This is a genomic window from Tenacibaculum sp. DPLXC6, assembly GCF_056815515.1.
In genome coordinates this window covers 1,572,501-1,597,306 of the sequence record NZ_CP141806.1, presented here as the reverse complement: position 1 = coordinate 1,597,306, position 24,806 = coordinate 1,572,501, and the positions used below count along the sequence as shown (strand labels likewise).

Here is a 24,806-nt window from a genome sequence, read left to right as displayed (position 1 = left end):
TTAAAACTTAATTTAGAAATGAAGACATTGGATGTAGTTATTATAGAAGATGAAGATTTAGCGGCATCTTCTCTAGAGAATTTATTACTTAAAAGTCCATATCCAATTTCTGTAAAAAAGCGGTTGGAAAGTGTTGAAGATTCAATTCTATGGCTTCAAAAAAACACTTGTGACTTAATTTTAAGTGATATTCACCTTGGCGATGGTTATAGTTTCGAAATTTTTGAGAGTTTGAAAACTTCAATTCCTATTGTTTTTACAACAGCTTTTGATGAGTATGCAATTAAGTCTTTTCAGTTTTTTGCAATAGATTATTTATTAAAGCCCTATAGTGAAGAGTTACTTAATAAAGCTATAGAAAAATACATAAACCTTCATGAAAATAAAGGATATACCAATAAGTTAGAACAATTACTGTTACAAATGAATAGTAGAATACAGCATCAAAAAGAAAAAGAACGTTTTTTAGTGTCAAAAGGAAGCTTATCTATTTCTATAAAAAGAGAAGATGTAGCTTATTTTATGGCGCAAGGAAAATATTTATTCCTATTTACTTTTGATAATGAAAGTTATCTTTATGACGGGACAATTTCTAGTTTAGAAGAAGAGTTATCTGAAAAATACTTTTTTAAAATTAATAGAAAATACATTATTCAACATTCAGCGATTAATAACATATCAAAATATAGCAATAATCGTGTAAAAATAGAATTACAACCAAATTTAAATATAGAAGAGATGCTTTTAGTGAGTGCTCAAAGAATTAAAGAGTTTAAAAAATGGCTGGATAATTAAATTTCATGAAGTTTCCGTTAAAAAAAAGAAAGCACCAATATTACCTTTTAGTAAGTGTATCATTAATAGTACTGTTTTTTATTGGGTATAGATTAATAACTAATAAAATAACTTTAGAAGCAGAAGGTTTGATGGAGGTTGTTATAAAGCAGTATGCAAAGGAAAAGGAAAGTATTTTACAATTTGACTTTAATGAATTTAATAATTTTATTATTGACACTCAGAGAATTATTGAGAGTAGTGGAGACTTAGATAAAAGTGAGCTTAAAAATAGATTGCTTTTTAATAGTGAATTAGCTTTTTCTGAAGAAAACATAGATGTAAGCTTTGTTTATTTTTTGGAGGATAAAGAGGTCTTAGATTCTTACTTTTTTGGTAGCATCAATGTTAGTAAAAATGTATTAGAAAAAATAAAATCTCTTGAAGATAAAAATCAAGTTTTTGATACAGTTTTAAATTTAGGAGGTAAAACATATTACCGAAAGATTATCAAATATCAATTGCAAGATGGCGCTTTTGTTGTTTTTGGTTATGATATTAACTTGTTAAAATACTGGAATTATTTTTCACAAAAATATAGTGGAAAAGGAGGGTATGTTACTTTAACGAATAATGAAGGTGTTTGTATGCTACATCCTGAAATAGGGTATATAGGAAAGCGTGAGACTTCTTTTTTTGATAAAGTCTCGTTGAATCAGGTTATGAAAAACTTTGAACGGGAAGATTACAAAAATAAAAAACAAGTTAAAGTAGCTGCAATTTCTGAATATTTGAAATTGGAGGTGATGCGCTATTATGATGTTATACAGGTGGGTAATTCTGAATTAATTTTAATAACAAGCTTTCCTTTAAATATTTTTATTAAAGAGTCAGTAAATAATATAAAGCAGTATTTACTTTGGATGAGTTTATTGGCATTATTAACCTTTATGTTAATATTGACTTTTTCCCGAAGTCAATTAAGAAGTCAGCACTTAAAAACACTTCAGTATGAGCAAGAAAGAAAACGATTAGCTATAAGTAATGAACAATATCAACAAAAAAACGCACGATTACAGTTAAGTCAGTTACGAAAAAAGTTAAACCCTCATTTTTTATTCAACACATTAAATTCTTTACATGTTTTAATAGGGTTAGATAAAACAATGTCTCAACAGTTTGTTCTAAAGCTTTCTGAAGTTTATAGATACTTATTAAAAGACAGAGAAGCTAATTTTGCTACTGTTAAAGAAGAATTATACTTTTTAGAACAATATTTCTTTTTGCAAAAAATCAGATTTAATAATAGTATAAACTTAAGTATTATAGATAATAGTGAAGATAAAGCACTGTTGAAGAAGATTCCTTTTTTAGCATTAGAAACATTAGTGGAAAATGCTATTAAGCATAATGAAATAACAAAAAAGACTCCCCTTTTCGTTAAAATTTTAATTGAAAAGGGTGTAATTGTAGTTAGTAACAATTATAATCCAAGAAAAGGTGAAAAAGAAGCAAGCTATAGTGTGGGTTTGAATTATTTGAATAATTTTTATGAATTTTATAGTGTAAATTCATTTAAGGCAGAAATAATTGAAGGTGAATTTAAATGTTATCTTCCTTTATTATCAAAATAATAAAATTCACTCCTTAAAAAAACTACTTCACTCTTATTTAATTTTTAAAACGCATCTTCAGTTCTACATTTGGTTTCTTGTTAATCAAAATAATTTAAGAAGGGTTATTCTCAAATGAAGTATGTTAATTTAAAAACGCTTAGTTTACTTTTTGTAATTTTTACGACTTCTGTTTTTGCACAAAAAAAAGAAGAAAAGAAAGATTCTATAAAAGATAGTGGTGGTGTATCTTATTCCAAATTAAAAAAAGAAGGAAGTAAAAAAGAGGGATTGTTTAATATTTATAGATTAAAAGAAGATATCTATTTTGAAATACCAGATTCATTATTCTCAAAAGACTTTTTAATTGTCAATAAAGTTTCTCAAGTTCCTTATGCACTAAACGGACACGGACTAAATAAAGGGATGGCTTATGAAACTAAATTAATTAGATTTTATAAAGACACAGTATTAAATAAGGTTTGGGTAAAAACAATTAACCCAAGAGTAACTTCGCCAAAAAATAATGCAATTACACTTTCGGTACATGATAATTTTGGGGAATCTATTATAGAGGAGTTTAAAATTGAGTCAGAAAATGAAAAGAAAACATCAGCATTAATCAAAGTAAACAGAGTTTTTAATGGAAAAGATAAAAGTTTTAATGATTTATTGTCAAATATTGGTTTAGGTGGTAGTATTAAAACAAAATTATCTAAGGTTGAGAAAGTAAAAACTTTTTCTAAAAACATAGTAGTAAAATCTCTTTTAACAACTTCTGTATCTGAAGGGAAAAGTGCAGCACTACCTTTATCTATTGGAGTTACGACTAATATCGTTTTGTTACCAACTAATATAATGAAGCCTCGTTTTGGAGATAAAAGAATAGGGTACTTTAGTAAGCCAATGGATTATTATTCTGATAGTCAGCATGAAGTAGAACATAGAGAATTAATTACACGTTGGAGGCTTGAACCCAAAAAAGAAGATATCGAAAGATATAAAAAAGGTGAATTAGTAATTCCCAAAAAACAAATAGTGTATTATATAGACCCTGCAACACCAAAAAGATGGATACCATATATTGAAAATGGAGTTTATGATTGGAATAAAGCTTTTGAACAAGCAGGGTTTAAAAAAGCAGTAGTTGTAAAACAAGTTAACAAAGAAGATGAAAATTTTGATATTGATGATGTTCGTTATTCGGTAATTACCTACGTGGCTTCAGAAAGACAGAACGCTATGGGACCTTCAATAGTAGATCCTAGAAGTGGAGAAATTTTAGAGTCAGATATCATTTGGTGGCATAATTTAATGAAAGGTTTACATCAATGGATTCGTGTTCAAACAGGACCTATAAACCCTGAAGCAAGAGCTAATGTTTTTTCAGATGAAATTATGGGAGAATCTATTAGGTTTGTATCCTCTCATGAAGTAGGTCATACCTTTGGGTTAAAGCATAATATGGGAGCATCATTTAGTTATCCGGTAGATTCGTTGAGATCAGCCAGTTTTACTGAAAAAATGGGGGGAACGGCGCCATCTATAATGGATTATGCACGATACAATTACGTTGCACAACCTGGAGATAAAGTAACAGAAGTTAGCCCGAAAATAGGAGTTTACGATAAGTATGCTATTAACTGGGGGTACCGTTGGTTAGATGGGAAAACACCTCATGAAGAGTTACCAATTTTAAACCAGTGGATAAGAAAACATGAAAATGATCCATTATTTTTTTATGGTCCACAGCAAAGAAAAGTTATAGACCCAAGGTCTCAAAGTGAAGATTTAGGTAATGATGCTGTAAAAGCAAGTGAGTACGGGCTGAAAAATTTACAAAGAATTGTACCAAACATTTTAAGATGGACAAAAGAGGAAGGGAAAGATTATTATAGAGCGTCTAAGTTATATAAAGCAGTTATAGATCAATGGGTGCTATACAATAATCATGTTATGGCAAATATTGGAGGGATTTATATTAACAATACTATTTACGGTGATAATAAAAATACCTTTGTACCAGTCCCTGTAGAAGTTCAAAAAAAATCATTAGAGTATATAATAAGTAAAGCAATTTTACCACAAAAATGGCTGTTTACTCCTGATTTAATTCATAAAGTATATCCTGTAAGAGATGCACCAGATGGAGAACGGTTTTACTCTCCGGTCTCTATGCATCGAGCCTATCAGACAAACATGATTTTCCGTCTTGTTGAGACAGATAGATTAATGCGAATTACAGAAAACAAAGTGTTAATGTCTGATGATAAAAAAGCTTTTACAGAAGAGTACTTATTCGATGAACTTTTTAAAGCAGTTTTTAAGAAAACAATTAATAATAAAGTTTTAGACATGTTTGATCGTATGACTCAAAAAAACTATGTAGACGTATTAACTGTAGATAGAAACATATTATTAAAGAAAACAAAACAAACAACATTAACAAGCCAACAGAAGGGGTTTAAAAATGTACATTTTACTTACATACCTAGAGTATCAGATGCTGGTTCAAATAAAAGAGCAGAATTAGAAAGAATCTTAAAATTATTGAAAAAGAAAAGAAAGAAAGGGGATAAGGCTACTCAAAATCACTACAATGATTTAATAGCTAGAATAGAGTATAATTTGAATAATTAAGATGATGAATAAAAAAATAATTTACCTACTGCTTCTTATACCATTTTCAGTTTTTGCGCAGAATACAAAGACAATAAGTGGAACAGTTATCGATGAAGCCAGAAACGAAACCTTGCCAGGAGTTAGTATTTATGCTTCAACAAAAATGATTGGAAATAAAACCAATATTGATGGTATCATACAAGCTTCTATGATTGGTACAACTACTGATTTTGATGGAAATTTTTCATTCAAAGCACCAGCGGAAACAAAATATATTATAATCTCATATATAGGCTTTGAAACAGAAAAGGTAAACGTAGAAAATAGAAGTACTAACATGATTATAACCCTAAAAGAGAAAGAAGAGCTTTTAGGAGAAGTTATTGTTATGGGATATCAAAAAATAGAAAAGAGAAAAATTACATCGTCGTTTGCCAAAATAAAAACAGATGATGTTAAACGAGCAGGAACTGCTAATATAGATCAAATGCTTTCAGGTGAAATTTCAGGAGTACTTGTTCAACCAACTAGTGGAGCACCAGGAGCGCCAGCAAAAATTCAAATTAGAGGTACTTCAACTTTAAATGGTTCTTCAGATCCTTTATGGGTTCTAGATGGAATTCCTTTACAAGGAAACGATATTCCAAAAGACTTTAGAGATAAAGATAATATTGATAATTTAAAATCTTTTCCTATTGCAGGAATTAATCCAGAAGATATTGAAGAAATTACGGTATTAAAAGATGCTTCAGCAACTTCTATTTATGGAGCAAGAGCTGCTAATGGAGTAATTGTAATTACGACTAAAAAAGGTAAAGAAGGAACAATGAGAGTTAACTTTAATGCAAGTACTTTCTTAACTTTACGACCAGATTTTGATAAGTTAAATTTAATGAATGCTTCAGAGAAAGTAGATTTTGAATTAGGTTTAGCTAGTAGGTCAGATTTAACCTACCAAAACGAAAGAGGAGGAGTATCTCGTATTTTACAAGCTTATGGAGAATATGATAACTTTCAAAACAATGGTTTTTCAAGTATAAATCCATTAGCACAAAACGCAATCAATAATTTAAGAAATCAAAATGCTAATTGGGGTAATGAGTTATACCAAGCAGCAATAAATCAACAATACGGATTAACACTTTCTGGCGGAAGTGAAAAATCAAGGTATTACTTCTCTTTAGGGTATTTTGATGAAGAAGGAACTACAAAAGGAACAGGTTTAAACAGGTATAATCTTACTTTTAAAAATGACTATGATCTAAACGATAAATTAAATATTGGAGTATCGGTTTTTGCTAGTAGAAACAAAAGTAACTCTTACATTACAGGTGCAGATGCTTACACTAACCCAGCTAATTATTCAAGAAGAGTAAATCCATATTTCACGCCATATAATGCAGATGGAAGTTATAATTATGATCCGGATTTAATTGAAAGATCAGAATTAAACTTAAGCTATAACCCATTAGAAGAAAGACAGAACACAAATCAAAAACTTACATCGTATTCTATTAAACCAATAATTGATCTTACATATGAGTTTGATAATACTTTAAAATTATACACTCAATTAGGTATGCAGTTCGATTTTGATCAAACTGAAAAATTTGGAGATAAAAATAGTTACTATACTAGGAAATATAGATTTGGGTCTAGATATCAAGATGAAGATGGGAATGATGCTTTTTTTATGCCAGAAGGAGGTATAAATCAAAACTGGAATAGTGATGCTTTTCAATACAATTGGAAAACAACTTTAAATTACAACACTTCTATTAATAATATTCATGAACTTGATGTGATGTTAGGTACTGAGTTTAGAGAAGACAAGCGTACAGAAATTCATACAAAAGGATTTGGTTTTAATAGCAATACTTTAAGAACCATACCAATAACAGATGAAAGAGCTTTAGGAAATGAATTGTTTAATCCTTACAAAAAAACAATTAACGAAAATGCATATGCATCTTTCTTCGGAACAGCTTCGTATACTTACGATAGAAAATATACAATCTTTGGAAGCTTACGATATGATGGCTCAAACTTATTTGGAGTAAATCCAGAGTTTAGATATTTACCTTTATGGTCAGTTGCAGGTTCTTGGAATGTAGTGAGAGAAAGCTTTTTTGATGTAGATGCTATTAATGAGTTTAAAATAAGAGGTTCATATGGTGTACAAGGAAACATAGATAAATCAACATCCCCTTTTGTAGTAGGAAATTATAAAGATGAAATTATTTTACCAGGAAATTCAGAACAAGGAATTAATGTAATATCTGCTCCGAACAAAGATTTACGTTGGGAAAAAACAATTTCATTAAATGTAGGGTTCGACTTAGGTTTATTCAATAACAGATTATACGTATCAGCGGATTATTATTACCGTAAAAGCTCAGATTTAATTGGCTTACAAGCAATACCACTAGAATCTGGTTTTAATTTTATTAATACTAACTGGGCAACATTAAGTAATAAAGGTATTGAATTAGCTATAAATACGAGAAATATTGTAAAAGATGATTTTACATGGACAACTAGCTTTAACATATCACACAATAAAAATAAAGTAGAAAAGATTCAAATTAGAGATAATGAATTAAAACCTTCTTTATTAGGATATGGAGTTAACGCAGTTTTTGCAATAAAAACAGCAGGTTTAGATAGTAATGGTTTACCTCTTTTTTGGAAAGATGGGAAAAAAGTAACAGCGGTAGATTTTTATAATTTATCAGAAGGGGTTGATGGAAGTCAGTTAACAGAAGAAGAGCATAGAAATCTATATACTTATGTAGGTAACGGAGATCCAGAGTTTAGCGGAGGTTTTATAAATAAATTTCAGTATAAAGATTTTAGTTTAAGTATTGCAACTAATTTCAACATAAACCAAACTATAAAACGAACACCTTCATATCATCCAACTCAAATAAGCCCAACATATAACTATAATAAAGAAGTTTTAAAGGCAGGTACAGGACATTATCCAGCTTTTATAGGAAGTACAACACCTGGTTTTGAAACAGATTTAGTATACAATTGGTATCACACTTACGATACTGGTAATACGTTCAGAGATTTAGATATTTGGGTAGATAAAATTTCATACATAAGAGTTAATAGCATAAAGTTTGGGTATAATGTACCAAGCAAATATCTAGAAAGTATGAATGTTTCAAGGTTAAGCTTTAACCTAGAAGGAAGAAATTTATTTGTTTTCGGAACAGATTATGACGGATATTTTGATCCTGAAACCTTTGGTAGCCCGTATTCACAACCAATACCAAAAATTATTTCTTTCGGATTTAATCTTTCTTTTTAAAAAATATAGAAATGAAAAAACATATATACATATTATTAATTAGCATAGTAAGCATTGTTTCTTGTGATGATTACTTAGATATAGAACCGGTAGGACAAGTAATACCAAAATCGGTTGAAGATTACCGAAGCTTTTTAACAACAGCTTATGCAACAGAAAAAAATAACCACATATTAACTACTTATAGAGCAGATGAGCTACAGTTAAGCAAAAGCTCTGTAGGTTCAGAGCAGTATGAAGATATTTATTTATGGAATGATGCTAGTGCGTCACCACTAACAACGCCTTTTTCGTATGCTAGTTTCTATAAAATAATTTTTCATACAAACCATGTTATAGAAAAAGAAACTGAAATTACTGGAGACGCAACAGCAATTACCCAATTAGTAGGAGAAGCTTACGCTTTAAGAGCACTACAATATTTTCAGTTAATTAATTTGTATGCAAAGGCATATGATACAACAACAGCAAGTAATGATAATGGAGTCCCTATAGTTACTGAATATAACTTAGACCAAAAGTATGACATTCAATCAGTAGAAGAAGTATATACACAAATATTAAGTGATCTTTCTAATGCCGAAGTACGTTTAAATATAGAACAGCAAGCTTCTGGTTTTAACTATAGATTTTCAAAAATTGCCTTAAAAAGTTTAAAAGCTAGAGTGTATTTGTATAAAAAAGAGTGGCAAAAAGCTATTGACGCAAGTAAAGAAGCTTTAGCTATAAAAAATACAATACAAGACTTAAATTCAGATAGCTCAATAATGACTTCAGAATTTAGTTCTGTAGAATCTATTTTAGCATTAGATCAAGTGTCGTCTTTTGATATAACAAGTAATGCTGCGGTTTCTGATCAATTTTTAAATAAATATGATCGAACAAATGACTTAAGGTTTAACTTATATTTTAAGAAAGATGGAACGGTATACAGGGCAGCTAAAACAGCTGATATCAAATACAAATCAACCTTTAGAGTAGCAGAATTGTACTTAATTTTAGCAGAAGCATATACACAATTAAACGAATTAACATTAGCAAAAGACCAATTGTTAGTATTTGTAAAGAACAGATATACACCAGTTAAAGTTACAACTTATAACACCTATATTAATCCATTAACAAAACAACAGTTATATGAAGAAATATTAGACGAGCGCGCACGCGAATTTGCCATTGAAGGTCAACGTTGGAACGATTTAAAAAGAACTACACAACCTGAAATAATAAAGTGGTATGAAGGAAAAAATTATACCTTGAATAAAAATGATAGTAGGTATGTAGTACAATTTCCAAACGATGCTAAGATAAATAACCCAAATTTTTAAGATAAATATATCCGGTAAGTATCAAACGGATAAAAATAAAATTGATACTTAATTACTAATTATTTAAATATTTACATTATGAAAAAAGTTTTCCCTTTTTTGTCTTTAATTATTGCACTTGTAATAGTAAGCTGCTCTAGTGATGATAGCGATAAAGTAGTACAATCATCTTTAAACAGTATTACAAGTTTCAAAATAAATTTTGAAGGCTTAAGCGAAGAGGATGTTATATATGATTTAGGAAATAACATTACAATAAGTGTTCCTTTTAAAACAGATATTATAGGTTTAGTTCCTAATATTACCATATCAGATAAAGCTACCATTTCACCAGCCTCAGGAGAAGCGGTAAATTTTGTTGACGGTGAAGCAATGCCTTTTACTGTTACTGCAGAAAATGGTGATGAAAAAATATACAATGTTACTATTAACATTCGTGGTGAAATAGGTAGTGGTTCTCAAATAAAAACATATCATTTTAAAGATGATTATAGTGAGAGTATTACTACATATACGTATGATGACAACTCTAATTTTATAAGTTCATATACTATAGAAGAAGGAGGAGCTACTACAACGTATACATTTGTATTTAATGATAAAAACCAAGTAATAGAAGTAAAGTCAGATACAAAAAGTACTGTATACACGTATAATGAAGAAGGTTTAATTGTAAGTGCAATAGAGAAGGAAGACGGTATAGAATCTTACACTTATACATATACGTATGATGCTGAAAATAAATTAGAAAAAAAAGAGAGAGTGAATAAAGAGAATGATAAAGTAACCAATACAAGTTATGTATATAATGAAGAAGGAAATGTTAAAACAGAAACAGTAGGTACCGAAGCATTAGAGAATACTTATGATGATAAAAGCAATCCTTTTAAAGGAGTATATCCTTCAGCTTTTGCTAAAATTAATGTAGGAACAGGGTTAGATGGAGTAAATATTAATAACCCAGCACAAGGAAGTTTTTCAAGCGATACTCCAGTAACCTATGTATATAATACAGATGGATACCCTGTAACAGCTTCGTATGTTGTATTCGGTTTTATTAATACTAGTATTACATATACATATTATTAATTAATGTTTATTCCCCAGTAAAGCACTCTTAGAATTTATTTCTGAGGGTGTTTTTTTATTCTAAAATTTATGAAAAAAATAATAATACTTATCACAGCTTTTTTAGTAGTAAGCTGTAAGACAAGTGAAACTAAAAAAGAAGAGGTAGTAGAAAACTTAACAAAAGAAGAAAAATTAAAGGAACTATATTTAAAAACAGTAAAACCGCTGTTTAAAGAGTTTGCAGATGTTGATATTCCAGATAAGTTTAGAATAGATAAACACGATACTTCTGTGAATGCAGGAGCAGCAATGAATTATGTTGAGGTAAGTCAAGGTTTAATAGATTACGATAAAGATTATATAAAAGTTTTTGTATTAGCCCATGAGCTAGGTCACCTTGTAACATTAAAACAGGCAGAACAGTTTAATTTAGGCGCAGAGATACACTCTGGAACTCATACAAACGCTTATAAAAAAGCAGAGTATTTAGCAGATTTAATTGCTATACATTTAATGCTAACTAAAGAGAAAGCTTTAGGAGAAGAATTAAAACAGAATTTAGAAGTAGTTCAATCTTTATTAGGTCCAGAAATATTTACACATCCAAGTGCTGTAGATAGAGTAGCACTAATGAACTTGTATATTCAAAAAAGTTCTAAAAAAAATTCTAGCATAGTTTTTAAAGAAATTTTTGAAAAAGTTTGGAACATGAATTAAAATAAAAAAGCAACCTCAAATGAGATTGCTTTTTCCAATATTATTTAAGCTGAATAATTAATTCAACATTTGCCACAGTTTGTCTTTCAACTCCATCAAGCCCTGTTGAGTTACAGAAGAAATAAATAACGCTTCAATACCTTCTGGTAAATCTTGTTTGATTTCTTCTTTTAATTCATCATCTAACATATCCGATTTTGAGATAGCTAACAAACGATCTTTATCTAATAATTCAGGATTGTGTTTACGAAGTTCATTTAACAAGATTTCATATTCCTTTTTTATATCCTCGCTATCTGCAGGAATTAAAAAGAGTAGGGTAGAGTTACGTTCAATATGACGTAAAAAGTGGTGTCCTAAACCTTTTCCTTCAGCAGCCCCTTCAATAATTCCAGGAATATCAGCCATTACAAAACTTTGATGATTACGATACTCTACAATACCTAAGTTAGGTTTTAAAGTTGTAAAAGCATAATCAGCAATTTTAGGCTTAGCAGCTGTAATTACTGATAATAAAGTAGACTTTCCTGCATTTGGGAAACCAACTAAACCAACATCGGCTAAAATTTTTAACTCAATACGATACCAACCTTCTTGTCCGTCAATACCAGGTTGAGCATAACGAGGAGTTTGATTGGTAGGAGATTTAAAATGCCAGTTACCACGCCCACCTTTACCACCTTCTAGAAGGATGATTTCTTGTTCGTCTTCAATAACTTCATATAAAATTTCGTCAGTATCGGCATCACGGATAATCGTTCCTAATGGAACAGGGATTATAACATCTGCACCATCATGCCCAGTACTTCTACTGCTACTTCCATCGCCACCGTGTTCAGCTCTAAAATGACGTTTAAATTTTAAATGGAAAAGTGTCCACATATTTTTATCGCCACGTAATATTATGTGACCACCTCGACCTCCGTCACCACCATCAGGTCCACCTTTCGCAATATATTTTTCGCGATGTAAGTGTGCAGATCCACGACCACCTTTACCAGATGATGCGTAGATTTTAATATAGTCGACAAAATTTCCTTCAGTCATTGTTTGTTGTTTATTTGTAGAATCGTTAAAAAATGATAATTGTTATTGTTTTAACGATTAAACAATCGTTTGTTATAGTGTATCAAATACGTCTGATAAACGTTGTGTAATTTCTTCAATAGAACCAACTCCGTTTACTCCGTAATAGTTGTTTTGCGATTGATAATAGTCTTTTAAAACAGCAGTTTTAGTGTTGTATTCATTAAAACGATTACGGATTTTACTTTCATCCATATCGTCAGAACGACCACTAGTTTTTCCTCTTTCTAAGATACGTTCAACTAATAAGTCTTCAGGAACTTCTAAAGCAACCATACCGTTAATACGTTCACCTTTTTCAGCTAAAAAAGCATCTAAAGCTTCTGCTTGCGATTCTGTACGAGGAAAACCATCAAAAATGAATCCTGCTGAATCAGCATTTTTGTTAACCTCTTCTTTTAACATATTAATGGTAACTTCATCAGGAACTAAATCACCAGCATCAATATATTTTTTTGCTAATACACCTAATTCAGTTTCATTTTTAATATTAAATCGAAATACATCTCCTGTTGAAATGTGTACTAAATTATATTTTTCTTTTAAAACTTGTGCTTGAGTACCTTTCCCTGCTCCAGGAGGGCCGAATAATACGACGTTTTTCATTTTGGGTTGTGTTGTTAATTGATAAATAGCAGGCAAGTTTCTACCATACCCTTTGTAATCTAATCCGTAGCCTACAATAAACTTATCTTCAATACCTTTTCCGATATAATCTATATGTAGTTCTTTACGGTAAACATCAGGTTTGTAAAAAAGCGTTACTATTTTTAGTTCTTTTAAATTTTTTGTTTTAAAGATTTCATAAATCTCTTGAAGTGTTGTACCTGTATCAATAATATCTTCTAAAATAATAACGGTACGACCAGTTAAATCTTCATTAAGACCAATTAAATTCTTTACATTTTCTGTTGAGGAAGTGCCTTGGTAGGAAGACAATTTAACAAAACTAATTTCACAGTTTCCTTTATATTCACGTAAAAAATCGGCAGTAAAAACAAAGCATCCGTTTAAAATCCCTATAAAAATAGGAACTTCATCAGAAGGTAAATCTTTTCTTACTTGCTCAGCTAATGAGTTAACAATTTTAGAAATTTCATCAGCTGAAATAAATTCTTTAAAGTATAAATCGTGGAGTTTTGTAATTTTCATCAGACTGCAAAGATAGTTGCTTGATATTAAATGAAAAAACCGTTTTGAATAAACTTCAAAACGGTTTTATGTATGTTTTTATATGAGTTACTTGTTTTCTTCTTTTTTAGAAACGTCAAACATAATTGGCGTTGCAACAAATAGAGAAGAGTAAGTACCTACTACCACACCTACGATTAATGCGAACATAAATCCTTTAATACTGTCTCCTCCAAAGAAGAAGATAGCTAACATTACTAATAATGTAGTTAAAGATGTGTTGATAGTTCTTCCTAATGTACTGTTTAATGCTTTGTTTACTAAGCTAGCAGTAACTGAGTTTTTACCTTCTGTAAACTCTCTAATTCTATCAAAAATTACCACGGTATCGTTTAATGAATATCCTACTACTGTTAATATTGCAGCGATAAATGATTGGCCAATTTCCATATCAAATGGCATGAACTTGTATAGTAAAGAGAATACACCCAATACAACTAATACATCATGGAAAACAGCTACTACCGCACCGATAGAGTATGCCATTTTTCTAAAACGTAATAAGATGTATAAGAAAACTACAATTAATGAACCTAAAACTGCCCATAAAGCTGATTGCTTAATATCATCTGCAATAGTTGGTTCTACTTTCATATAGCTCATAATTCCATTTCCTGCTTTTTCAAAACCAGGTTTAAAGTTTTCATATGAAGTATCACCTAAATATGGTTTTAAACCATTGTATAGTGCATTTTGTACAGTTTCATCAACATCAGTACCCTCTTCATCAATTTTGAAGGCAGTAGTAATTTTTAATTGGTGATCAGAACCATAAGTTTTTACTTCTGGAGCTGTACCAAATACATCTTTTAATTGTTCAGCTACTTCGTTTCCTTTCATAGCTTCATCAAAACGTACTACATAAGAACGACCTCCTTTAAAATCTACTCCCTGTTTTAAACCTACAGTAAAAATAGAAACTAAACCAACTACGATAAAGAATCCTGAGATAATATAAGCAACCTTACGTTTTTGTAAGAATTCAACACTAATATTTCTAAACCAGTTTTTAGAGAAACCTGTATTGAAAGGTAATTTAGTTCCTCTTTCAACAGCACCGTCAATAAATAAACGAGTAATAAATACTGCTGTAAATAAAGAAGTAGCAATACCAATCATTAAAGTTAAAGCAAAACCTTTAATTGGTCCTGTACCGAAAGTGTATAAAATAATACCAGTTAATAAAGTAGTAATGTTAGCATCAATAATTGCAGATAACGCTCCTTTAATACTAAATCCTTCATCTACTGATTCAGCTAAGTTTTTCCCTCCATATAATGCTTCTTTGATTCTTTCGAAAATAATCACGTTTGCATCTACCGACATACCTATAGTTAAGATAATACCAGCAATACCAGGTAGGGTTAATACAGAATTGAATGAAGCTAAAATTCCAAAAATGAATAAGATGTTAACAACTAAAGCGATGTTGGCATAAATACCTGCTCTACCGTAGTATAAGAACATCCAAACTAATACTAAGATAATAGCTAATCCGAATGACCACATACTTGCATCAATAGATTCTTTACCTAAAGATGGACCAACAACCTGTGCTTGGATAATACGAGCAGGAGCAGGTAGTTTACCAGCTTTTAAAATGGTTGCAATATCTTGTGCTTCGTTAACTGTCATAGAACCTCCAGAAATAGAAGAGCTACTACCTAATTGTTGATTAATAACTGGTGCAGTATAAACATAGTCATCTAACACAATGGCAACGAATTTACCAATGTTTTCTCCTGTTAGCTTAGACCATTTCTTGGTTCCTACTGCGTTCATCATCATAGAAACTATTGGCTTACTAACTTGGTCGTATTCTTGTTTTGCATCAGCAATCACATCTCCTTCAATAGGAGCTTGATCTTTTCTGTTAGATTTTATAGCATATAAACCAATAAGCTTAGTTCCATCAGCACCAGCTTGAGACTTATAGTCCCATAAAAACTTAGTGTACTTTAAATTGTTAGGTAATAAAGCTCTTATCTCCTTGTTGTGTAAGAAGCTATTTACTTTCGCAGTATCTTGAACTCTAGCTTGTGCAACTAAAGAACTTATTTGTTGTTGGCTTTGAGCTACATTAGGGTATAAATAAGAAAATAAATTCTTTTGAGTTTCAACTTTTGTTGAATCAGCTGATTCACCTAATAAATCATCAATATCATTGTCTGCCTTAGCAGTATCTTTCACTTGCTCAGTAGCTGAATCATCTTTTAACATTTCAGCAACCTTTGCATTTGCAGCAAAGAAAAAGTTTTGGACATCTGCATTCGTGTGAACTTCCCAGAACTGTAATTCAGCAGTACTCTGTAATAATTTCTCAACACGATCAATGTCTTTAGCCCCTGGTAATTCTACTTGAATTCTACCAGAGTTTCCAATACGTTGAATGTTTGGTTGTACAACACCAAACTTATCAATACGGCTACGTAATACTTCAAAAGCAGTGTTGATAGAAGTGTTGATTTCTTCTTGTAAAGTCGATTTAACCTGCTCATTTGTTTTGTTGAAGTCTATTTTATCACGTAAAGCTTTAGTTCCAAAAATACTTGGATCGCTTAATTTAACACTACCGTTGCTTAATTTTTCGAACTCGCTGTAGAATAAATCTAAGTAGTTCTCTTGACTATTCTTTTGAGCTTCATCAGCGTTTGCTAAAGCTTGCTTAAAAGTTGTGTTTTGAGAATCGTTAGATAATCCGGTTAAGATATCTTTTACCGATACCTGTAAAATTGCATTGATACCCCCTTTTAAATCAAGACCAAGGTTCATTTCCTTGTTCTTAATATCGTTGTAAGAGTACTTTGCAAATCCTAAGTTTACTACCTCTTTGTTAGCTACGCTATCTAAGTATTTTCTTTCATATCTAGCTAAAGCTCTACCATTGTTGTCACTAACATTAGCCTTAGCATACTGTTTCGCACTATCCTCTACCTTATTGGCAAAGAATGTAAACGATAATTGATAAATACTTACTAAACCAAAAAGTATAGCAAATAATTTAATTAATCCTTTGTTTTGCATTGTAAATAATTTAAATCGACTTTATTTTAAAAACGTGCAAATATAGCGTTTCATTAAAAGAAAAGCCAATTCTTTTACCATATTTATGTCTTTAGATAATAATTAAGGAATATTTGCTAACAAATGTCAGTTTTCATAGGGATTATATTACGTATATTTACCTGCTTTTTTAGTACAACAAATAACTTAAAAAATTAAATAATTTGCCATGGCGCATTTAACCGATATCGAGATTGCTCAAGCAAAAGAATTACAACATATTAAACATATAGCTAGTAAGTTACAAGTAAAAGAAGATGATTTAGAAATGTATGGAAAATATAAAGCTAAATTACCTTTAAACTTAATAGATGAAAAAAAAATAAAGCAAAATAACCTAGTGTTGGTAACAGCATTAACTCCAACACCTGCAGGAGAAGGGAAAACCACTGTTTCTATAGGGTTAACTGAAGGGTTAAATAAGGTAGGGAAGCAGGCTACAGTAGTGTTGAGAGAACCATCATTAGGACCTGTTTTTGGAATTAAAGGAGGAGCTGCTGGTGGTGGATACTCGCAAGTTGTTCCTATGGAAGAGATTAACCTACATTTCACAGGAGACTTTAATGCAATTGAGAAAGCTAACAATTTATTATCAGCATTAATAGATAACAACTTACAAAGCAGGACTAATAATTTAAATATCGATCCGCGTACCATTTTATGGAAACGTGTAATTGATATGAACGATCGTTCGTTACGTCAAATCACAATTGGTTTAGGAGGAACAGCAAACGGAATACCACGTGAAGATGGATTCAATATTACACCAGCATCAGAAGTAATGGCTATTCTTTGTATGGCAACTTCTTTTGATGATTTAAAAGAACGTTTAGGTAATATTTTTATAGGATTTACTTTTGATAAAAAGCCAGTTTTTGCTCGTGATTTAAAAGCACAAGATGCTATGGCTATTTTGCTTAAAGATGCGGTAAAACCAAACTTGGTACAAACGTTAGAGGAAAACCCAGCAATTATTCATGGTGGACCTTTTGCAAATATTGCGCAAGGTACCAATACAATTATTGCAACTAAAATGGGATTATCGTTATCAAATTACGTAGTAACAGAAGCTGGTTTTGGAGCTGATTTAGGAGCCGAAAAATTCTTGAACATAAAATCACAATATGCAGGGTTAAATCCTAAATGCGTGGTGTTAGTAGCAACAATCCGAGCATTACGTCACCATGGGGGGGCTCCAAAAGAAGAATACAATACACCAAGTTTAGAGCGTGTACAAAACGGATTTAAAAACTTAGAAAAGCATATAGAAAATATTAGAAAGTTTAATATTGAACCAGTAGTGGCTATCAATTCTTTTATTTCTGATACAGAAGAAGAAGTGAAGTTTGTAATTGACGCTTGTGCTAAATTAGGTGTACAAGCTGTCGTTTCTGAAGGATGGGCTAAAGGAGGAGAAGGAACTAAAAATTTAGCCGAAGCTGTGGTTGATGTAGTTGAAAATAAAGCTACACAATACAAGCCTTTGTATGACTGGAAAAGTCCTGTAAAAGAGAAAATAGAAAAAATTGCTAAAGAAATTTACGGAGCTGATGCTGTAACTTATGATAAAAAAGCTGAGTTAAACTTGCGAAGAATTGATCGTTTAGGTTTTAATGACTTTGCTGTATGTATGGCAAAAACTCAAAAATCATTTTCAGATAATGATAAGTTAATTGGAAGACCAGAAGAGTTTACAGTAAATGTTAGAGAAATAGAAATAGCTGCAGGAGCACAATTTATAATTCCAATTTTAGGAAAAATGATGCGTATGCCAGGGTTACCTGCAACACCTGCATCTGAAAATATGACGATTGACAATAACGGAGTAATTTCAGGATTGTCCTAAGTAATAGGATGCTAGTAACTCTTATAAGGAAATAAAACCTGTTTAAAAAATAAAGAATTATACTGATGGATTACAGCAGTTTTAATAAAAAAATCCCGAGCTTATCACTCGGGATTTTTTGTTAAAACTATTAGAAGCTAAAATTTATTTGCTGATAAGATTGTTTAGTTTTAAGTCTTTTAGAATTTCTAAGTTTCCTTCTATAGAGTTTAAGATTCCTTTTAAATCGTAATTTCTGCCATTTATCGTAACAAGTATACCAATTTTACTAACTTTACCTTCTTTGCTAGTTTGATAGATTTGATATGTAGCATTTTTGTTTTTAAAGGTTAGTGTATTTTTTGTTTTATTGAACTTGAAATTAGAATCTACTCCCGTCATTTCAACAGGGAATGAAAACTCTACAGTGCCATTAGGTTTAATTAAAGCATAATTAAGTACTAGACCATTCATGCTAAATAGAACTACTTGTTTTTGGTTTTTAATAAGGTTAAATGATAGTATTTTAGAAAGACCATCATATTTTAGATCTAGTGTTTTAGTAGTTTTTTTGCTCTTTTTATTTCTGTTCCATTCTGTTGTAGTAGTTGAATAAAAAGGAGCATTTCCAGCGCTTTCTTCTATAATTAGAGTAGGGGTTGGTATATTGTTAACTATTTTAAAAGTTGAATATTGATGCCAACAGCAACCACTTTTTGTGATTGTGTGAATGGTTTTTGTTTTATCATTTGTTTGAAACATACCGCAATATTCTTGAGCTAATCGGGTAAATTCTGGGTTAAATGTTAGTTTGTTGTTAATTTCAAGATATATTCTAAAAGAAGGTCCATGATAACAGCTGAATTGTCCGTCCATGATGGCTAAATCTTTAATGCCATCAAAATTAAAATCTTTATAAATTAAAATACTTTGTTCTCCGTAAGGAAGCTCTAAAGTATTAGTCTTAACAACTCCGATAGCATCTAGTTCAAAAGTTAATTCGTCGGAATGGATTTCTATAATTTTTGTATTTGTTTTAGATTCAAAAACAGCAATACTTCCTTTTTTAAAAATTTCATTTTCATAACCGTTATCAATATTCAACAAGCCTTTGTACCTGTCTGAAAAACCTTTAATCTCATATTTGGATTGGGCAAATGCGTGTAGAAAAGTAAAAATTAATAATAGTGTTATATTCTTTTTCATTAATTAATTTGTTAGGTGTAATAATTTTAAATAGCTTTTTATAATGGTAAATTAATACCTAAAAATAAAAGAAGTAAATACAAAAAGCAACCCTTTGGTTACTAAAGTAGCCAGATGAGGGTTGCTTTTTTATGTAAAACTACGAGGTGTGTTAATTTACACCACGTTGTTTATTAATTTCGTCTTGTAACTGTCTACGAAGTTTTTGCTCTTTTTCAATAGATTTTCTTTTATATTGCTCAAATTCCTCTTCAGTATCAGTTAGCAAACTTTTGGTTTCTTTTGTAACCACATTACTGTTTTTAAACCTGTAGATGAAGAAAGCTAATCCAGCAAGTAAAACAAAAATAATTCCCCAGACTATAGAGTTATAGGTAGATTTGTTTAAAGGAATACCAATAAAGGCAATAGCATCCTCTTTATCAATAGAAGTAGCTAAATCTTTATTCAATGTATCTATTTTAGTTTGTAACTCAGTAATGTTTTTTTGCTGCTCATCTATTTTTACCTGTTTTGCAGCAGCATCTGTTTTAATAACTTTTATACTATCTAAAATACTATTCTGTAGTCTTAAATATTCATTCTTTTTTACAACCTTGTAAATTTGATAGTTGTTTGATTTTTTATAAAGCTCTTTAAATTGATTTTCAACTGTATTAGGTTGGTCAGGAGCGCTATCTTGAGCAATAATACTTTGAGTAAAGATAAAGATGAATACTATTTTAAAAAATTTCATAGGATTGATATTTTAGTTCAATTGATGAATGTGGATGGTTTAAAAAAACCCAAACGTTAAGGTTTGGGTTTTTAGTATAAGCAAGGTTATGAAACTTATTTTACTTTTTCTACAATGGCCTTAAAAGCTTCTGGGTTGTTCATAGCTAAATCAGCTAAAACCTTACGGTTTAACTCGATATTATTAGCTTTTACTTTACCCATAAACTGTGAGTAAGACATTCCGAACTGACGAGCTCCAGCGTTAATACGTTGAATCCATAATGAACGGAAGTTTCTCTTATTGTTTTTACGGTCACGGTATGCATATAACATTCCTTTTTCAACCGCATTCTTTGCTACTGTGTAAACGTTTTTACGACGTCCAAAGTAACCTTTTGCTTGCTTCAAGATTTTTTTTCTTCTATTTCTTGAAGCTACTGAATTTACTGATCTTGGCATAATTCAAATGTGTTTTTGTAGTAGGCGACTTATTTAAAAGTTCTTAAACGAGCCCAACTCCATGGTTAATAATTAAATTCCCTGTGCTAACAATTATTTTAAAACTAATTGTTGCTTAATACTTGCTTCATCAGATTTATGTACTAATGTAGCGTGAGTTAATGCAAGCTTACGTTTTTTAGACTTCTTTGTTAAAATGTGGCTTTTAAACGCGTGCTTTCTTTTGATTTTTCCAGTACCAGTTAACTTGAAACGTTTCTTAGCACTAGATTTTGTTTTAATTTTAGGCATCTTTGTTCTTTAGTTTTATCTTGCTTATATTATTGTTATATGTATTATTTACTCTTTTTGGGAGCAATAAACATAATCATACGTTTTCCTTCTAGTTTTGGCATTTGTTCTACCTTACCATATTCTTCTAATTCTTGAGCTAATTTTAATAGTAAAATTTGTCCTTGTTCTTTAAATACAATAGAACGCCCTTTGAAGAATACAAAAGCTTTTAATTTAGCCCCATCTTGTAAGAACTTAATTGCATGCTTCTTTTTGAATTCGTAATCATGTTCGTCAGTTTGAGGTCCAAAACGAATTTCCTTAACGGTAACTTTAGTAGCTTTAGCTTTTAAAGCCTTTTCACGTTTCTTTTGCTCATATAAGAACTTTTTGTAATCAATAACTTTACAAACAGGAGGAACAGCTTTAGGTGAAATTTCAACTAAATCTAATTCTAACTCTCGTGCAATCTCTTTAGCTTTAGCTAATGGATATACACCAACTTCCACGTTATCGCCTACAAGACGAACTTCATCAACATGTCTAATTTTTTCATTAATTCTATGTTGATCTTCTTTAATTACTCTCGCGGGTCTTCTACCGCCTTTTCTTCTAATTGCTATGACTTATAAATTTTAAATTACTATCTTATTTTTAACTTCCAAAAGGAACTAATGTTTTACTAACTTCTTTCTGTATTAGAGAAATGAACTCTTCTATAGTAAATGTTCCTAAATCACCTTCACCATGTTTTCTTACAGATACTGTACCATCTTTTTCTTCCTGTTCACCAACAATAACCATAAAAGGTATTTTGCTAACTTCGGCATCACGTATCTTTCTTCCTGTCTTCTCGTTACGGTTATCAACGAGGGCGCGAATTTCGGAATTTTCTAACAAAGTTAAAACTTTTTCGGTATATTTTTGATATTTCTCGCTGATTGGCAGTACAATAACTTGCTCAGGAGTTAACCAAAGAGGGAAATTACCACCAGTATGCTCCAGTAGAACAGCTATGAAACGCTCCATAGAACCAAACGGTGCACGGTGAATCATTACTGGACGATGTAGTTGGTTGTCTGCACCTTTATAGTGTAAATCAAAACGCTCTGGTAAGTTATAATCTACTTGAATAGTTCCTAATTGCCAACTTCTACCTAAAGCATCTTTTACCATAAAGTCTAACTTAGGTCCATAAAAAGCTGCTTCACCTTCTTCAACTACATAATCTAAACCTTTATCTTTAGCTGCATTGATAATTGCTTGTTCTGCTTTTTCCCAATTTTCAACCGAACCTATATATTTATCAAGATTCTCCATATCTCTAATGGATACCTGAGCAGTAAAATCTTCAAAACCTAAAGACCCAAATACGTATAGTACTAAATCAATTACATTTTTAAACTCTTCATCTAATTGTTCTGGAGTACAGAAAATGTGTGCGTCATCCTGAGTAAAACCACGAACTCGAGTTAAACCATGTAACTCGCCACTTTGTTCATATCTATATACGGTACCAAATTCAGCAAAACGCTTAGGTAAATCTTTATATGAATAAGGTTTATGATTGTATACCTCACAGTGATGTGGGCAGTTCATAGGTTTTAATAAAAACTCTTCGTCAGCTTTCGGAGTAGTAATCGGCTGAAAACTATCTTCACCATACTTCGCATAGTGACCAGAAGTAACATATAATTCTTTCTGACCAATATGAGGAGTCATTACCATTTCATAACCAGCTTTCTTTTGAGCAGCTTTTAAGAAGTCTTCTAAACGACCACGCAAAGCAGCACCTTTAGGTAACCATAAAGGTAAACCTTGACCTACTTTTTGAGAAAAAGTAAAAAGTTCTAATTCTTTACCAAGTTTTCTATGGTCACGCTTTTTAGCTTCTTCAAGTAGTTCTAAATATTGCTTTAATTCTTTTTGTTTAGGAAAAGAGATTCCATACACACGAGTAAGCTGATTATTCTTTTCGTCACCACGCCAATAAGCACCAGCAACATTCATAATCTTTACAGCTTTGATTATCCCAGTATTAGGAATATGTCCACCACGACATAAATCAGTAAAGTCACTATGATCACAAAAAGTGATATCACCATCCTCTAAGCCTTCAATAAGTTCTATCTTATATTGATTGTCTTGAGCTTTATAATAAGCTAATGCATCAGCTTTAGAAATAGAGCGCATCTTAAATTCAGCTTTTTCACGAGCACGTTCCAAAAACTTCTTCTCTATTTTGTCAAAATCTTTCTCAGAAATAGTGTCCTCACCAAAATCAACATCATAATAAAATCCATTTTCAATAGCAGGACCTATGGTTAATTTAGCGTTAGGATAAAAATCTTGAATAGCTTGTGCTAATACGTGAGCAGAAGAATGCCAAAAAGCTTTTTTACCCGCAGTATCATTAAATGTATATAAAACCAACGAGCCATCTGTGGTTAAAGGAGTAGAGGTTTCAACAGTAGTTCCATTGAAACTTGCAGAAATAACATTTCTAGCTAAACCTTCACTAATACTTTTAGCAACATCCATTGGAGTGCTGTTCATTTCAAAATCTTTGACGCTCCCGTCGGGTAGTGTAATCTTAATCATTATATATATTATGTTTTGTATAATTTCCTTACAAGTGGAAATTTTGAAATGCAAAGATATTGTAAAAGCATTTTTCCTACAATACATAAGTAAATGTATTTCAAGAAAGAGTTTAATTTTTAGGGCGTTTCACTTTATTGTTTGTTTTCGCTGCGCTATAACAGAACAAAGTGTCGGGCTTTCCGCTATATCTTTTGCTTAGTCTGCTAAGGGCAGCCTAAGTAAAAGGATGCCGCTTCAATCCCTAACGCGAACAATTACATTATATATAGAAGTATAAAAAAGGGAAGTTTCTCCATATTAGAAGTACCAAAATAGTAATAAGTATAATAAACAAAGGTATGAGAGGGGTGTATTGAAAAAAACTTTTGTATGTAACTAATTAGATTTTAAAGTATTAAAAAATAGTTTCAAAAAAAGGTTAAGAAAGTACTTGTTGAATGGAAAAAGGTATCTATATTTGCACCCGCAAACGGAAAAGCGGTAAGTTAAGAAGTTAGCGAGAGTTCATTAAAATAGGGTTTAAGATATTTAAAGAAAAGGTTAAAAAATAGTTTAAATTTTTCTTGTTTAATAAGAAATAAAGTGAGTATCTTTGCAGTCCGATTTTTAGGGAAACAGTTCATTAAAATAGTGTAGCAAGCAAACGAAAAAAAACTTCAAAAAAAGTTTTGTCAGATTAAAAAGAGTTTGTAGTTTTGCATCCGCTTTCACAGAGCGACACGATCACAGAAATTTTGGAAGACAGTAAGTCACTAGTTCGAGTCTAGTATTTCTACAAAAGGTTGGATTGAAAAGATGAGTTAACGCTTATCGTTAGAGATCTACCAAGTTCATTGAAAATATTGAAATTGACAGCGTAAAACAAAGAGTAGAATAACCATAACTTTACGAAGTTAGAAATTCTTTTGGAACTTAACATTTATAATATTAAAGATTAT

General features: G+C 30.9%; 17 protein-coding genes. 8 read left to right on the top strand and 9 right to left on the bottom strand.

All coding sequences use genetic code 11. The features are described from left to right. Positions 1-18: 18 nt before the first annotated feature. The 7 genes from VCM48_RS07225 (at position 19) to VCM48_RS07195 (ending at position 11,444) form a co-directional block, all read left to right on the top strand. A complete protein-coding gene (locus tag VCM48_RS07225) occupies positions 19-795 on the top strand; it encodes a LytR/AlgR family response regulator transcription factor (RefSeq protein ID WP_482272139.1) in 777 nt (258 codons plus the stop codon). 5 nt (positions 796-800) lie between these two features. Then, complete coding sequence (locus VCM48_RS07220) at positions 801-2,408, top strand: sensor histidine kinase (protein WP_482272138.1); 1,608 nt, start codon at positions 801-803, stop codon at positions 2,406-2,408. Between the two features lie 114 nt (positions 2,409-2,522). Then, positions 2,523-5,027 carry a zinc-dependent metalloprotease gene (locus VCM48_RS07215; protein WP_482272137.1) on the top strand — a complete coding sequence of 835 codons (2,505 nt, stop codon included), beginning with the start codon at positions 2,523-2,525 and terminating at the stop codon, positions 5,025-5,027. A gap of 4 nt (positions 5,028-5,031) precedes the next feature. Continuing rightward, the gene (locus VCM48_RS07210; RefSeq protein WP_482272136.1) at positions 5,032-8,328 is read left to right on the top strand and encodes a SusC/RagA family TonB-linked outer membrane protein; all 3,297 of its coding nucleotides are present in this window, start codon (positions 5,032-5,034) and stop codon (positions 8,326-8,328) included. Positions 8,329-8,339: 11 nt separating this feature from the next. Beyond that, complete coding sequence (locus VCM48_RS07205; protein WP_482272135.1) at positions 8,340-9,656, top strand: RagB/SusD family nutrient uptake outer membrane protein; 1,317 nt, start codon at positions 8,340-8,342, stop codon at positions 9,654-9,656. Positions 9,657-9,734: 78 nt separating this feature from the next. Then, positions 9,735-10,745 (top strand): hypothetical protein, encoded by a 1,011-nt coding sequence (locus VCM48_RS07200; protein ID WP_482272134.1) that lies wholly within the window; start codon positions 9,735-9,737, stop codon positions 10,743-10,745. Between the two features lie 69 nt (positions 10,746-10,814). Then, positions 10,815-11,444 carry a M48 family metalloprotease gene (locus VCM48_RS07195; protein WP_482272133.1) on the top strand — a complete coding sequence of 210 codons (630 nt, stop codon included), beginning with the start codon at positions 10,815-10,817 and terminating at the stop codon, positions 11,442-11,444. 57 nt (positions 11,445-11,501) lie between these two features. On the opposite strand, the gene obgE is transcribed toward VCM48_RS07195, so the two are convergent. The 3 genes from obgE to secDF form a co-directional block, all read right to left on the bottom strand. Further along, complete coding sequence (obgE, locus tag VCM48_RS07190; protein ID WP_482272132.1) at positions 11,502-12,491, bottom strand: GTPase ObgE; 990 nt, start codon at positions 12,489-12,491, stop codon at positions 11,502-11,504. 72 nt (positions 12,492-12,563) lie between these two features. Then, entirely contained in the window at positions 12,564-13,682 is a 1,119-nt protein-coding gene (locus tag VCM48_RS07185; RefSeq protein ID WP_482272131.1) for an adenylate kinase, read from the bottom strand. A gap of 87 nt (positions 13,683-13,769) precedes the next feature. After that, positions 13,770-16,745, bottom strand: a complete 2,976-nt coding sequence (secDF, locus tag VCM48_RS07180) for a protein translocase subunit SecDF (RefSeq protein WP_482272130.1) — start codon at positions 16,743-16,745, stop codon at positions 13,770-13,772. Positions 16,746-16,953: 208 nt separating this feature from the next. Here secDF and VCM48_RS07175 point away from each other — a divergent pair, with 208 nt between their 5' ends. Continuing rightward, positions 16,954-18,630 carry a formate--tetrahydrofolate ligase gene (locus VCM48_RS07175; RefSeq protein ID WP_482272129.1) on the top strand — a complete coding sequence of 559 codons (1,677 nt, stop codon included), beginning with the start codon at positions 16,954-16,956 and terminating at the stop codon, positions 18,628-18,630. 144 nt (positions 18,631-18,774) lie between these two features. Here the strand turns inward: VCM48_RS07175 and VCM48_RS07170 are convergent, their stop codons facing one another. The 6 genes from VCM48_RS07170 to thrS all read right to left on the bottom strand — a co-directional run bounded on the left by VCM48_RS07170 (position 18,775) and on the right by thrS (position 23,865). Further along, on the bottom strand, positions 18,775-19,815 hold the full coding sequence (locus tag VCM48_RS07170; protein ID WP_482272128.1) for an XAC2610-related protein: 1,041 nt from the start codon (positions 19,813-19,815) through the stop codon (positions 18,775-18,777). A gap of 151 nt (positions 19,816-19,966) precedes the next feature. Continuing rightward, positions 19,967-20,551: a tRNA (guanine-N1)-methyltransferase gene (locus VCM48_RS07165; RefSeq protein ID WP_274639712.1), complete on the bottom strand. Its 585-nt coding sequence runs from the start codon at positions 20,549-20,551 to the stop codon at positions 19,967-19,969. Positions 20,552-20,646: 95 nt separating this feature from the next. Next, complete coding sequence (gene rplT / locus VCM48_RS07160; RefSeq protein ID WP_028891166.1) at positions 20,647-20,991, bottom strand: 50S ribosomal protein L20; 345 nt, start codon at positions 20,989-20,991, stop codon at positions 20,647-20,649. A gap of 93 nt (positions 20,992-21,084) precedes the next feature. Continuing rightward, positions 21,085-21,282: a 50S ribosomal protein L35 gene (gene rpmI / locus VCM48_RS07155; protein ID WP_274639713.1), complete on the bottom strand. Its 198-nt coding sequence runs from the start codon at positions 21,280-21,282 to the stop codon at positions 21,085-21,087. A gap of 44 nt (positions 21,283-21,326) precedes the next feature. After that, positions 21,327-21,845 carry a translation initiation factor IF-3 gene (infC, locus tag VCM48_RS07150; RefSeq protein ID WP_262706669.1) on the bottom strand — a complete coding sequence of 173 codons (519 nt, stop codon included), beginning with the start codon at positions 21,843-21,845 and terminating at the stop codon, positions 21,327-21,329. A 73-nt stretch (positions 21,846-21,918) separates the two neighbouring features. After that, on the bottom strand, positions 21,919-23,865 hold the full coding sequence (thrS, locus tag VCM48_RS07145; RefSeq protein ID WP_482272127.1) for a threonine--tRNA ligase: 1,947 nt from the start codon (positions 23,863-23,865) through the stop codon (positions 21,919-21,921). Positions 23,866-24,806: the final 941 nt, after the last annotated feature.

What these genes read in the sequence shown, in the direction of transcription:
- VCM48_RS07225 (WP_482272139.1), top strand. Translation starts at nt 19, where the DNA reads ATGAAGACATTGGATGTAGTTATTATAGAAGATGAAGATTTAGCGGCA.
- VCM48_RS07220 (WP_482272138.1), top strand. Translation starts at nt 801, where the DNA reads ATGAAGTTTCCGTTAAAAAAAAGAAAGCACCAATATTACCTTTTAGTA.
- VCM48_RS07215 (WP_482272137.1), top strand. Translation starts at nt 2,523, where the DNA reads ATGAAGTATGTTAATTTAAAAACGCTTAGTTTACTTTTTGTAATTTTT.
- VCM48_RS07210 (WP_482272136.1), top strand. Translation starts at nt 5,032, where the DNA reads ATGAATAAAAAAATAATTTACCTACTGCTTCTTATACCATTTTCAGTT.
- VCM48_RS07205 (WP_482272135.1), top strand. Translation starts at nt 8,340, where the DNA reads ATGAAAAAACATATATACATATTATTAATTAGCATAGTAAGCATTGTT.
- VCM48_RS07200 (WP_482272134.1), top strand. Translation starts at nt 9,735, where the DNA reads ATGAAAAAAGTTTTCCCTTTTTTGTCTTTAATTATTGCACTTGTAATA.
- VCM48_RS07195 (WP_482272133.1), top strand. Translation starts at nt 10,815, where the DNA reads ATGAAAAAAATAATAATACTTATCACAGCTTTTTTAGTAGTAAGCTGT.
- obgE (WP_482272132.1), bottom strand. Translation starts at nt 12,491, where the DNA reads ATGACTGAAGGAAATTTTGTCGACTATATTAAAATCTACGCATCATCT.
- VCM48_RS07185 (WP_482272131.1), bottom strand. Translation starts at nt 13,682, where the DNA reads ATGAAAATTACAAAACTCCACGATTTATACTTTAAAGAATTTATTTCA.
- secDF (WP_482272130.1), bottom strand. Translation starts at nt 16,745, where the DNA reads ATGCAAAACAAAGGATTAATTAAATTATTTGCTATACTTTTTGGTTTA.
- VCM48_RS07175 (WP_482272129.1), top strand. Translation starts at nt 16,954, where the DNA reads ATGGCGCATTTAACCGATATCGAGATTGCTCAAGCAAAAGAATTACAA.
- VCM48_RS07170 (WP_482272128.1), bottom strand. Translation starts at nt 19,815, where the DNA reads ATGAAAAAGAATATAACACTATTATTAATTTTTACTTTTCTACACGCA.
- VCM48_RS07165 (WP_274639712.1), bottom strand. Translation starts at nt 20,551, where the DNA reads ATGAAATTTTTTAAAATAGTATTCATCTTTATCTTTACTCAAAGTATT.
- rplT (WP_028891166.1), bottom strand. Translation starts at nt 20,991, where the DNA reads ATGCCAAGATCAGTAAATTCAGTAGCTTCAAGAAATAGAAGAAAAAAA.
- rpmI (WP_274639713.1), bottom strand. Translation starts at nt 21,282, where the DNA reads ATGCCTAAAATTAAAACAAAATCTAGTGCTAAGAAACGTTTCAAGTTA.
- thrS (WP_482272127.1), bottom strand. Translation starts at nt 23,865, where the DNA reads ATGATTAAGATTACACTACCCGACGGGAGCGTCAAAGATTTTGAAATG.